We start from the raw sequence: 11,919 nt of genomic DNA on the forward strand, positions 1-11,919 counted from the left end.
CGCTACACCACCGGTTCGCGCACGATGTCCAGGTAGGCCGCGCCGCTGTCGGGCACCCGCGGCTGCTTCCAGACCTCCACCGGGAACGACGCCATCACCAGCGACTGCATCAGATGGAACAGGTTACGGGCCTCATCGGGCAGATCGTCGAGGTCGAACCGGTCGCAGTAGGCGATGGCATCCTCGAGCCGCGCCATCCCGGCGTCGTAGAAGTCCTGCATCTCCGGCATCGTGGAGGCCAGCCGTTTGGCGTACCGCTCGGGTTCGGTGGGCAGGATCCAGTCCGCGAAGCGCGCCAGATCGGCGAATTCGGCGGGCAGCGCTTGTGTGTCCTCAGTTGCCATTGCGGTAATCCTCGACTTTCTTCTGCGCGGTCTTGTGCAGGTGGCGGAGCAGGATTTCCTGATCGTTGAGCGGGAAATCGGTGACGGTGCGGGTCGCGATCATCGTCTGGGTCGCCTCGAGGGTGTTCGCGTCCTGCAGCGCGTATTCCTTGAAGGTCACGCCGGCCAGCTCCTGAGCCAGCCGCTCCCGCGCGTTCTTGGCGGGTACGAAGTACAGGTTGGCCTCGAAGATGTGCTTGTCCACGGCGGTCGGCCAGTAGTGGTAGGTGAGGTACCAGCCCGGCGCCCAGAACAGCAGCGAGAAGTTCGGCCAGATCTCGAACTCGTCCACACCCCAGGCCCGGTGGCCGGCGGGATTGATCCCCACGGGCAGCGGGTCCAAGCCCTCGATATCGGGGCGGTCCCAGGGGCCGAACAGTCCGCTGCGCAGGATGCGCTCGATCGGTTTGACCATGTTCAGGTCCTTGGGCGGTGCCATCCCACCCCACGACGAGATCATCGAATGCGGCGGCTGCAGTTCGTAGTGCAGGGCCTCGTAGCCGTAACCGGCCAGTTTGTCGGCCTCGTCCTTCACCGCCTGCTTCATATGCAGGATCGGCGCGTGATAGAACTCGGCGAACGCGTCGATGAACAGTTTCCAGTTGCTGCCGACCTCGGCCTTGTAACTGAACACCTCGGTCATCTCGTGGAACGGATAACCCTCCAGCCCCTTGATCATCGGGCCGAGGAAGGTGGTCAGCGGTTCGGCGTCGTGGTCGAGGTTGACGAAGATGAACCCCTCCCACACCTCGCACCGCACATCCTTGAGCCCGTAGTCGGCGCGGTCCAGGCCGAAGAATTCCTTCTCCTGCTGGACGAAGGTGAGTTCGCCCTCGAGGCTGTAGCGCCAGGCGTGGTATTTGCAGGTGAACTGTTTGCAGAAGCCCGAGGTCTCCTCGTTGGGGTAATCGTCCCAGACGAGTTTGTTACCGCGGTGGCGGCAGACGTTGTGGTAGGCGTGGATCTCGTTGTCGTTACCGCGCACGATGATCAGCGAGGTGCCGGCGGCCGAGAGTTCCTTGGTGAAATAGCTGCCCTTGCGCGGGAGCCGCTCCACCCGGCCTACATTCAGCCAGGTCTTCTTGAAGATCGCCTCGCGCTCGTCTTCGTAGAACTGCGGATCGATGGAATCGGAGTAGTCGACCGGTTCGGTGCCCAGATCCGGGTAGTGTTCGGTCCAGCTACCCGCCGCCGGTTTGTTGAAGTGTGCCAAGGGATTACCTCTCGTACTCGGATCGTATGCCGAAGGTGTTGAAGGCCGCGGCAAGCGTGTTGTAGGTGCCGATGGTGAAGATCAGATCCATCCGCTGGTGTTCGTCGAGATGCGCACACAGTCCGTCCCAGGTGGCGTCGGACAGGTTCGATTTCTCATCGAGTTCGTCGACGGTGCGCAGGATCAGCCGGTCGACGGCGTCGGCGGCCTCGCCCCGGGCGACTCCGGCGATCTCGTCGGCGGTGATTCCCTCCGCGAGCGCGGCTTCGCGATGGTGGTTCCACTCGTAGACACAGTCCCGCAGGTGCGCGACGCGCAGGATGGCGATTTCGCGCAGCCGGGCCGGTAGCGGGGACCGGAAAAGCAGGTGGACATTCAGGGTGAGGAACGCCTTGGTCAGCGCGGGATGCCGGGCGAGTGTCGACAGGGCGTTGCTCGCCGACTCCGGGTTCCGCAACCTGCGCGGCAGCATGACGCGCAGCGCATCGTCGACGTCCTCGTCCCACCGGTCCGCGGGTAGCGGCGGTACTCGCATCGCGACTCCTCTCGATGAGAATGGTATTCTCGCTTTCGGATAACAGATTTCCATGTGCTGCGCGGATAGTCAATGTGAAGGCGTATCGACAGGTGGTGAGCCTGCGGTTGTGACCTCCCTGCTCGGTCGGGCTGCGGCCGGTGTGGTCGCCCATGCCGATGTGTACCCGAAAAAGAGGATATTGATTCTCGATAAGTGAGAAGCTAGTTTTCATTCACCGAGAGCTGGGTACGGCGGTCAATCGGCCAGGGTGTCCGACTCGAAATCGGTGTACGGGCGGGCCGCTCGCCCGATCACGATCGGCTGGCCGATGGGGGTCAGCTCAGAAAGGACCATCGTGAGACCGAAGAGAACAGCCGCCGTCCTGATAGCGGTGGCGTTACTCGCCACCGCCGGCTGCTCAGGACGTAGTGGTAGCGAAACCGAGAACTCCTCGTCCGGAGACAAGGTCGTGGCCGACTTCGGCGACCTGACCGGTGTCTGCGGCGACGGTGACGCCTTGGGGTCGCCCACCCAGGGAGTCACCGGCAGTGAGATCACCGCAGGTGTCTTCACCGATGTCGGTTACTCCAAGAACCCCGAATTCGTCGACGCCGCGACAGTGTTCACCTCCTGGTGCAACGCGGCCGGCGGTATCAACGGCCGCACCATCACCACCGAAATCCACGACTCGAAAGTGATGGCGGTCCGCCAGAAGATGGTGGAAGCCTGTCGTACCGATTTCGCGCTCGTCGGCGGTGGCGCCGGACTGGACGGGCTCGGGGTGAAGGAACGGCTGGAATGCACCCTCCCGGACTTCCCCGCGCAGATCTCCCAGCAGCCCAACCTCGGCACGGACCTGCAGGTCATCGCCTCGCAGAGCACCTACGCCCACTACGACCCCTACAACGCCTCTCGCCAGTGGCTGACCAAAGAGGCCTATCCGGAATCGGCCGGTGCGATCGGGATCATCAACGGCGATTCGCCGGTGACCAAGGTGCTCGGCGACAAGGCCGTCGAATCGCTGAACGCGATGGGCGCGAAGGTGGTCTACAACCAGCTGTATCCGGTGGGCGGCGTGACCGACTGGACGCCCTACGCACAGGCCATCAAGAACAGCGGCGTGCGCGGCCTCATCTTCATCGGCGAGGACGGCCCGCTGGCCAAACTCGAGGAGAAACTGACCTCGATGGATTACAAGCTGGACTGGATCGACCCCACCAACAATGCTTTCCGGCCCGATTACATCGAACTGCTCGGCCGCTCGGCGAGCTTCCAGAACAATATCGTGGATCTCGGCGGCGTGGTCCCGCCGCAGCTGGCCGACGAATCGCCGGCCATGCAGCAACTGCAGAAGCTGTACGAGCAGTACGCACCGGACGCGGTGATCAGCCTGCCCGCCATCCGCGCGTTCTCGGCCTGGCTGCTGTTCGCGAAAGCCGCGAGCGCCTGCGGGTCCGAACTCACCCGCACCTGCGTGGTGGAGACGGCGAAGAAGGAGACCGAGTGGACCGGCGGCGGGCTGCACAGCCCGAACGATCTGTCCGCGAAGGATCCGGCACCGAACTGTTTCAACGTCATGCAGGCCACACCGGAAGGCTGGAAGGCGCCCGAATTCGGTGCAAACGAGGGCCTGTTCCGCTGCGGTACCCCGCCCTACCGGTACACCGGTGACTACGGCGAGCCGATGACGCTCGCCGATGTGGGCAAGACCATGGCGGACGTCAAGTAACCGACCATGGATCAATTCCTCGCCTTCGGGATCGTCGGGCTGAGCACCGCGGCCGTCTACGCCGTGATCGGCAGCGGTCTGGTGCTCACCCATACGACCACCGGAATCTTCAATTTCGCGCACGGCGCGGCCGGGATGATGGCGGCCTTCTCCTACTGGCAGCTCACCGCCGGCTGGGGGGTACCCGTACCGGTCGCCCTGGCGATCGTGCTGCTGGTGCTGGCGCCGCTGTCGGGCCTGCTCGTCGAACGGGCGCTGCGGGCCGTGCAGGGATTGGGTGACGCGGAAAAACTGGTGATGACGGTCGCGCTGCTCAGCGGCCTCATCGCCACCGCGCGCTGGATCTGGGATCCGATGCAAGCGCGCACGCTACCCACCTTCTTCGCCGACGCCGAACCGATCCGGCTCGGCGCCGCCACCGTCACCTGGCATCAGGCATTGACCATGCTGGTGGCGATCGCGGTCGCGGTGGCATTGCGCGTACTGCTGTTCAACACCCGGACGGGTGCGGAGATGCGGGCCACCGTCGACGACCGGGCTCTCGCCGGGCTCACCGGTGCCGACCCGGTCCGCGCCAACCGGGTCGCCTGGATCCTCGGTATCGAATTGGCCGCGGTGGGCGGCATTCTCATCGCGCCCACGGTCTCGCTGGACGCATCCACGCTGTCGCTGCTGATCGTCAGCGCCTACACCGCGGCGATCTTCGGGCGGTTGCGCAGCCTGCCCATGACCTTCCTCGGCGCGATCGTGGTCGGTCTGATGGAGAGCTATCTGACCGGGTATCTGCCGCAGAACGAATACCTGCCCGGCCTGCGGCTAGCGGCGCCGGCACTGCTGTTGTTCGCGGCGCTGCTGCTGTTCCCGCACGGGCGGTTGCGCGGCCGCGACCGCAAACTCAGCCCGGTGCCCACACCGTCGCGCAGCGGTGCGCTGTTCTTCGCGGCGGTGATCGTGATCATCGGTTTGATCGTCGCCACCACGCTCGGGGAAAGCGATCTGATCGCTTACGGGCCGATGTTCGCCTTCGGTGTCATCGCCTTGTCGTTCGTACCGCTGTCCGGGTACGCCGGGCAGATCTCGTTGTGCCAGCTGAGTATGGCGGGTATCGGGGCGATCGCCTACGGGCAACTCGCCCCGGACGGTGAACTGTGGGGCCTGTTCGCGGCCGTGGCGATCGCGGCGCTGGCCGGTACGTTGATCGCGATTCCGGCACTACGCCTTTCGGGCGTCTATCTGGCGCTGGGAACCGCGGCCTTCGCGGTGGTGCTCGATCGGTGGATCTTCACCCTCCCGTCCTTCGAGATCGCGGGTGTGGAGATCTCGTTCTTCGACCAGGGGTCGGTGGAGGTGTTCGGGCCGAACCTGTTCGGGCTGCGGCTCGATACCGCCGCGAGCATCACCGTTTTCGCGGCGGTCTGCCTGGCGGTGGCCACACTCGGTGTAGCCGCCCTGCGACGCGGCCGGTTCGGCCGAAGGCTCATCGCATTGCGCGACAGTGAAGCCGCCTACGCCACCCTCGGCGGTAACCTGCTGCGCGCCAAGGTGGCGGTTTTCGCGCTGAGCGCCGGGCTGGCCGGGCTCGGCGGTGCACTGTTCGGGATGCAGATGGGTTCGGTGACCCCCGAACAGTTCAATTTCGTGGCCGGTCTGCCGATCTTCCTGGTGGCGGTGTTCGCCGGGCTCGGGGCACTGGGCAACGGCCTGTTCGTGGGTGTCGCGCTCTACGGGCCGATGCTCGCGATCCCGGTGCTGTTCCCGTCGACCGAAAACCTCATCCACGTGCTTCCGGCGCTGGCCGGTATCGCCTTCGGTGGCGGTGTGGTGAGCCACGGTGCGGTCGCCCGTATCCGGGAGGGCTTCGAGGCGGCGATCCGCAACCGGGTGACGCTGGTGCTGATGGTCGCCGTACCGGTGGCGCTGTGGCTGGTGCGGCTGGCCGGTGTGATCGACGGCTGGATGTTCTTCTGGGGCTCGTTCCTCGCGGTCTTCGCCATCCGCATCTGGGCGAACAACCGTGAACAGCGCGCCGACGCCGGGGAACCGGATGTGCCCGTCGAATGGTGGGGCGTGAAACGGCCGTGGCGGCCGGAGGACAAGGAGGTGCTCGATCATGCCATCACTGCTGGACGTTAGCGATATCACCGTCACCTTCGGTGGCCGGCGTGCCCTCGACGGCGCCGGATTACAGGCCGAAGCGGGCGAGGTCACCGGATTGATCGGGCCGAACGGGGCCGGGAAGAGCACGCTGTTCGACGTGATCTGCGGATTGCGGCGGCCCGCGGGCGGACGGGTCCGGTTGGCGGGCCGCGATATCACCCGGCTCGACCCGGCACGGCGGGCCCGGCGCGGAATGGCGCGGACCTTCCAGCGGCTCGAACTCTTCGGCCGGCTCTCGGTCCGGGACAACCTGCTGGTCGCCGCGGAACTCGGCCCGCGGCGGCGCCACGCGGACAAGGTCGTCGACGAGATCATCGACCGGCTGGGTCTGGGCGAACGTGCCGGTGATCTGGCCGATTCACTGCCCACCGGGCTGGCCCGGCTGGTCGAGGTCGGTCGCGCACTCGCGGTGCGGCCCACACTGCTGCTGCTCGACGAGCCCGCCGCCGGGCAGGACAGCGCGGAAACGGATCGTTTCGCCGAACTGTTGCGTTCGGTGGCCGCGGACGGCACCGCGGTGGTGCTGGTCGAGCACGATATGGGGCTGGTGATGAGCGTCTGTGACCAGGTCTACGTCCTCGATCTCGGCAGTGTGATCGCCAGTGGATCGCCCGAGGTGATCCGCCGCGACGAACAGGTCCTGGCGGCCTATCTGGGGGACTCGTGACCGCACTACTGGAATTGACCGGAATTCGCGCCGCCTACGACGCGATCACCGTCCTGCACGGTGTCGACCTGACTGTGCGGGCCGGCGAAGTGGTCGCGCTGCTGGGGCCCAACGGCGCCGGTAAGACCACCACGCTGAAAGTGGCGGCCGGAGTACATCCGATCGCCGACGGCGAACTCCGGCTCGGCGGGCGCACGGTCAACGGAGTCGATCCCCGCGACCTCGCCCGCGCCGGTGTCTGCCTGATCCCCGAGGGCCGGGGTATCTTCCCCAACCTCACCGTCCGCGACAACCTGCTGATGATGTCGTTCACCGGCCGCCCGGTCGCCGAGATCGAGGATATCGCGTTCGCGCGGTTCCCGATCCTGGCGCAGCGGGCCGGGCAGACCGCGGGCACGCTCTCCGGCGGCGAACAGCAGATGCTGGCCCTGGCCCGCGGCCTGGCCACCGACCCGGCCGTACTGCTGCTCGACGAACTGTCCATGGGGCTCGCGCCACTGGTGGTGGAACGGCTGTACGAACAGGTCGCCGAAATCGCCCGCCAGGGTGTGGCGGTGCTGATCGTCGAACAGTTCGCTGCCGCGGTACTCGATATCGCCGATACCGCCGCGGTACTCGTCCGCGGCCGCATCGAACATCAGGGCCCACCCGATCTCGGGCTCCGCAACCAATTGGCCACTCTCTATCTAGGAAGTCCCTCATGACCGAATCCACACGCGCGGACCGTTTCGTCCAGGAACTCGCGGAGCTGAAGATCCCCGACCCCGCTGCCGGCCGCGGTGGTCTGTGGCTGCGGGTCGGTGTCGCGTTGCTGATCCTCGGCCCGGTGGTGATCGTGCTGGGCTATCTGATGTCCAACAACACGTCCGACGCACTGGTGCAGCGCGACGCGATCATCATCGCCCTGGGCGGTATCGCACTGAACATCGTGGGGGCGGCGCTGTTCCTGCGGTACTCGCTGACCGGGGTGCTGCGGTACTGGATGGCGCGACAGTCCTACGACCTGGCTCAGCTCGCCGGGCGCCTGCCCGGCGAGTCGGGCCGGGAACTCGGGGAGGTCGGTATGCCACAACGGTGAGTTGCTCGATTCGACAGCGGGTCCTGCGGGCACGAGGGCGAGAATTCTCGGCCCGGTGAGTTGATCTGAGTGACGGCGGTGACCTGCGGCCGCGCGGGGGCGCGGCGGCGATGACGAGAGGAGTTGATGTGTCCGAGGGTATGAGTTTCGAGCTGTCCGAGGATCAGCGGCTGATCCGGGATTCGGTGGCCGAACTGGCCCGGAAATTCGACGATCAGTACTGGATGGAGAAGGACCGGGATCACCAATTCCCCACCGAGTTCTATCGCGCCATCGCCGACGGCGGCTGGCTGGGTATCTGCATTCCCGAGGAGTACGGCGGGCACGGCCTCGGGATCACCGAGGCCTCGATCCTGGCCGAACAGGTCTCCCGATCCGGTGGCGGGATGAACGCCGCCACCGCGATCCACCTGTCCCTGTTCGGTATGCAGCCGGTGATCGTGCACGGCTCGGAAGAACTGAAACAGCGCACCCTGCCTCGGGTCGCACGCGGTGACCTGCATGTGTGTTTCGGCGTCACCGAACCGGGCGCCGGCCTGGACACCAGCCGGATCACCACCTTCGCCCGCCGCGACGGCGACCACTACGTGGTCAACGGCCGCAAGGTCTGGATCTCCAAAGCGCTGGAATCCGAGAAGATCCTGCTGCTCACCCGCACCCAGAAATACGACGATGTCGAGAAGAAGACCAGCGGGATGACGCTGTTCCTCACCGATCTCGACCGCGACCACGTCGATATCCGGCCCATTCCGAAGATGGGCCGCAATGCGGTCTCGTCGAACGAACTGTTCATCGACGATCTGCGGATCCCGGTGGAAGACCGGGTCGGAGAGGAAGGTCGCGGGTTCGAATATCTGCTCGACGGCCTCAATCCGGAGCGCATGCTGATCGCGGCGGAAGCGCTCGGGATCGGGCGGGTCGCACTGGATCGTGCGGTGCGCTACGCCAACGAACGCGAAGTTTTCGGGCGGCCCATCGGCAAGAATCAGGGAATCCAGTTCCCGCTGGCCGATTCGCTGGCCCGGCTGGACGCGGCCGAACTGGTGCTGCGGAAAGCGACCTGGTTGTACGACCAGGGCAAACCCTGTGGCCGGGAGGCCAACACCGCCAAATATCTGTGCGCGGAAGCCGGATTCGAAGCCGCCGACCGGGCGATGCAGACGCACGGCGGGATGGGGTATTCGGAGGAGTATCACATCTCCCGGTACTTCCGGGAGTCACGCGTGATGCGGATCGCGCCGATCAGTCAGGAAATGATCCTCAACTATCTGGGGTCGCACGTGTTGGGAATGCCGAGGAGTTACTGATGGCAGCGAAAAACGGACTATTCGATCTGACCGGCCGCGCAGCCCTGGTCACCGGTGCCGCCGGCGGTATCGGTTCGGCGGTGGCGCGGGCACTGGCCGCCCACGGTGCGGCGGTGCTGGTCACCGATCTCGACGGTGCCGCGGCGGGGACGGTCGCGGAGAAGATCACCGCCGACGGCGGTACCGCGCGGGCCTGCGCGCTGAATGTCGCGGACCCGGAATCCGCGGTCGCGGCCGCCGAGCAGGCGGCCGAACTGGGCGACGGGAAAATACATATCGTGGTGAACAATGCCGGGATCACCGCGCCGGCCATGTTCCCGAAAACGACCCCGGAATCGATGCGCAAGATCTTCGATGTGCACGTGCTGGGCACCTTCAACTGCAGTCAGGCCGCACTGCCGTACCTCGCCACGGACGGCACCGGCCGCATCATCAACGTCACCTCCTCCGCGGGACTCACCGGGACATTGGGGCAGGTGAACTATTCCGCCGCCAAGGCCGGGATCATCGGGGTCACCAAATCGCTGGCCCGCGAACTCGCCCGCAAGAACATCCTGGTGAACGCGCTGGCGCCGCTGGCCGCCACGCCGATGACCGAGACCATCCGCACCGACGAGAAGTTCGCGGAGCAGATGATCAACCGGATCCCGCTGCGCCGCTGGGCCGAACCCGAGGAAGTGGCCGGGGCATTCGTCTTCCTGGCCTCCGATGCAGCGTCCTTCGTCACCGGCCAGGTGCTGCCGGTCGACGGCGGCATGGTGATGTGATGCCGGCCGCCGGTCCGCTGGCCGGAGTTCTGGTGGTGGCGCTGGAACAGGCAGTTTCGGCGCCCATGTGCACCCGTACTCTCGCCGACTTCGGGGCCCGGGTGATCAAGGTGGAGAACCCGGTGGGCGGGGACTTCGCCCGGCACTACGACGATGTGGTAGCCGGGCAGGCCGCGCATTTCGTCTGGGTGAACCGCGGCAAGGAATCGGTGACCCTGAACCTGAAATCCGAACGCGGCCTGCAGGTCTTGCGCGAGCTGCTCGCCCGCGCCGATGTCCTGGTATCGAACCTCGCGCCCGGCGCCACCGCGCGCCTCGGGTTGGCCCCCGCCACCCTCGCCGAACGGTATCCCCGGCTGATCGCCCTGGAGATCGACGGGTTCGGCGCCGGGGGACCGCTCTCGCACAAACGCGCCTACGATCTGCTCGTCCAAGCCGAGTCCGGGGTGTGCGCGGTGACCGGCCGGCCCGGTGAACCCGCGAAACCGGGGCCGCCCGTGGCGGATGTGACCACGGGACTGTATGCGGCGCTGTCGATCCTGGCGACCTTGTGCGGGCGCTACCGGGACACCGGCCCGCCCGGTGGCACCATCAGCCTCAGCCTGTTCGACACCATGGCCGAGATGATGGGCTACCACCTGAACTACACCCGGCATTCCGGTGTGGAACAGCAGCCGCTCGGAATGAGCTCACCCGCGGTCGCCCCCTACGGCGCCTACGCCACCGGCGACGGGCAGACGGTCGTCCTCGGCACCACCAACGACCGGGAATGGCAACGGCTGGCACGCGATATCCTCGGACGGGCCGATCTGGCCGAGGACCCTCGGTTCGGCACGAATTCCGACCGGGTAAGGCATCGCGGGGATCTCGACGAAGCAATCGGCGCCTGGTGCGCCGAGCACACCCTCGCCGAGGTGCAGAAGGCCGCCGACGACGCCGGAATCGGCAACTCCCGCTACAACACCACCACCGACGTCCTCGAGCACCAGCAACTCTCCGCCCGTGATCGCTGGCGCGATATCGACAGTCCGGGCGGACCGATCCCGGCGCTGCTGCCCCCGGCGGTCGTCGACGGCTTCGAACCCCCGATGGGTGCGGTACCGGGTCTCGGCGAACACACCGACGCGGTACTGCGCGAACTGGGCCGGGCAACGGCGGAAATCGCCGAACTGCGCAAGGCGCAGGTGATCGGCCCCGAATACGCCGCGGTGGCGGCCGAACGGGATCAGTCGTGAACGCCGTGGGCAACGGTGCCGGTGAACTGCTCGTCGCCGATCACGACGGCATCCGTACCGTCACGCTCAACCGGCCACACCGCAAGAACGCGATGACCTGGGCCATGTGGCGCGAGCTCGCGGACGTCCTGCGCGATACCGGCATGGACCGGTCGGTACGTGCGCTCGTGCTCACCGGCGCCGGCGGTGCCTTCTGCTCGGGTGCCGATATCTCGGTGCCGGATGCCCGGCATCCGATGGACAAGATGCGGATCTTCAGCGATCTGGCGCTGCAACTGCACGAACTGCCGACACCCACCGTCGCCAAGGTGACCGGAGTGGCGGTCGGCGCCGGTTGGAACCTGGCGTTGGGCTGCGATCTCGTGGTGGCCACCCCGGACGCGACCTTCGCGCAGATCTTCGCCCGGCGCGGCCTCTCACTCGACCTGGGCGGCTCGTGGCTGCTGCCGAAACTGGTCGGATTGCAGCAGGCGAAACGACTCGCGCTGCTGGCCGAAACCATCGACGCCGCCCGCGCCGAGGCACTCGGACTGGTCACCTGGATCGTCGCCGCCGACGAGATCGACGCGTTCACCGATGATCTCGCCGCCCGGCTGGCCGCCGGACCACCGGTCGCGCTCGCGCAGACCAAAGCACTGCTCAACGAAGGCGCCGACGTGACGCTCCGGGAGGCGCTCGCCGGTGAATCCCGTGCCCAAGGCGTCAACTTCGCCACCGCCGACGCCCCCGAGGCGTATGCGGCCTTTGCCGAGAAACGCGCACCCGGGTTCACCGGCGCGTGGTCCCTGCCACCCGCAGGAAACGGCGGTCACGCGGAGGGATCGAAGGCTGTCAGGGGCCGAGAGAATGAGTAGTTGCCGAGGTGC

General features: G+C 66.5%; 12 protein-coding genes. 9 read left to right on the forward strand and 3 right to left on the reverse strand.

What is annotated here, in order from left to right:
• Positions 1-2: 2 nt before the first annotated feature.
• Genes ON22_RS31090 through ON22_RS31100 form a run of 3 tightly spaced genes read right to left on the reverse strand, consistent with a single transcriptional unit; the run spans position 3 to position 2,131 of the window.
• On the reverse strand, positions 3-344 hold the full coding sequence (locus ON22_RS31090; RefSeq protein WP_033245729.1) for a hypothetical protein: 342 nt from the start codon (positions 342-344) through the stop codon (positions 3-5).
• On the reverse strand, positions 334-1,596 hold the full coding sequence (locus ON22_RS31095; RefSeq protein WP_033245728.1) for an aromatic ring-hydroxylating oxygenase subunit alpha: 1,263 nt from the start codon (positions 1,594-1,596) through the stop codon (positions 334-336). Before ON22_RS31095 ends, ON22_RS31090 begins: the two co-directional genes overlap by 11 nt.
• A 4-nt stretch (positions 1,597-1,600) precedes the next feature.
• Positions 1,601-2,131 (reverse strand): carboxymuconolactone decarboxylase family protein, encoded by a 531-nt coding sequence (locus tag ON22_RS31100; protein WP_033245727.1) that lies wholly within the window; start codon positions 2,129-2,131, stop codon positions 1,601-1,603.
• A gap of 337 nt (positions 2,132-2,468) precedes the next feature.
• Here ON22_RS31100 and ON22_RS31105 point away from each other — a divergent pair, with 337 nt between their 5' ends.
• The 9 genes from ON22_RS31105 to ON22_RS31145 all read left to right on the forward strand — a co-directional run bounded on the left by ON22_RS31105 (position 2,469) and on the right by ON22_RS31145 (position 11,907).
• Positions 2,469-3,842, forward strand: coding sequence for an ABC transporter substrate-binding protein (locus ON22_RS31105; protein ID WP_033245726.1), 1,374 nt, complete (start codon positions 2,469-2,471; stop codon positions 3,840-3,842).
• A gap of 6 nt (positions 3,843-3,848) precedes the next feature.
• The gene (locus tag ON22_RS31110; RefSeq protein WP_033245725.1) at positions 3,849-5,975 is read left to right on the forward strand and encodes a branched-chain amino acid ABC transporter permease; all 2,127 of its coding nucleotides are present in this window, start codon (positions 3,849-3,851) and stop codon (positions 5,973-5,975) included.
• Positions 5,953-6,666, forward strand: coding sequence for an ABC transporter ATP-binding protein (locus tag ON22_RS31115; RefSeq protein ID WP_033245724.1), 714 nt, complete (start codon positions 5,953-5,955; stop codon positions 6,664-6,666). Before ON22_RS31110 ends, ON22_RS31115 begins: the two co-directional genes overlap by 23 nt.
• The gene (locus ON22_RS31120; RefSeq protein WP_033245723.1) at positions 6,663-7,370 is read left to right on the forward strand and encodes an ABC transporter ATP-binding protein; all 708 of its coding nucleotides are present in this window, start codon (positions 6,663-6,665) and stop codon (positions 7,368-7,370) included. The genes ON22_RS31115 and ON22_RS31120 overlap by 4 nt, the downstream gene beginning before the upstream one ends.
• Positions 7,367-7,744 (forward strand): hypothetical protein, encoded by a 378-nt coding sequence (locus ON22_RS31125; protein ID WP_033245722.1) that lies wholly within the window; start codon positions 7,367-7,369, stop codon positions 7,742-7,744. Before ON22_RS31120 ends, ON22_RS31125 begins: the two co-directional genes overlap by 4 nt.
• A 140-nt stretch (positions 7,745-7,884) precedes the next feature.
• Entirely contained in the window at positions 7,885-9,051 is a 1,167-nt protein-coding gene (locus tag ON22_RS31130) for an acyl-CoA dehydrogenase family protein (protein WP_033245721.1), read from the forward strand.
• Entirely contained in the window at positions 9,051-9,818 is a 768-nt protein-coding gene (locus ON22_RS31135; RefSeq protein WP_033245720.1) for an SDR family NAD(P)-dependent oxidoreductase, read from the forward strand. Before ON22_RS31130 ends, ON22_RS31135 begins: the two co-directional genes overlap by 1 nt.
• On the forward strand, positions 9,818-11,053 hold the full coding sequence (locus ON22_RS31140; RefSeq protein ID WP_033245719.1) for a CaiB/BaiF CoA transferase family protein: 1,236 nt from the start codon (positions 9,818-9,820) through the stop codon (positions 11,051-11,053). Before ON22_RS31135 ends, ON22_RS31140 begins: the two co-directional genes overlap by 1 nt.
• 5 nt (positions 11,054-11,058) lie before the next feature.
• Positions 11,059-11,907, forward strand: a complete 849-nt coding sequence (locus ON22_RS31145) for an enoyl-CoA hydratase/isomerase family protein (RefSeq protein WP_051158333.1) — start codon at positions 11,059-11,061, stop codon at positions 11,905-11,907.
• Positions 11,908-11,919 lie beyond the last annotated feature (12 nt).

Origin of the sequence: Nocardia carnea NBRC 14403, from assembly GCF_000308515.1 — a bacterium.
Lineage (GTDB): Bacteria > Actinomycetota > Actinomycetes > Mycobacteriales > Mycobacteriaceae > Nocardia > Nocardia carnea.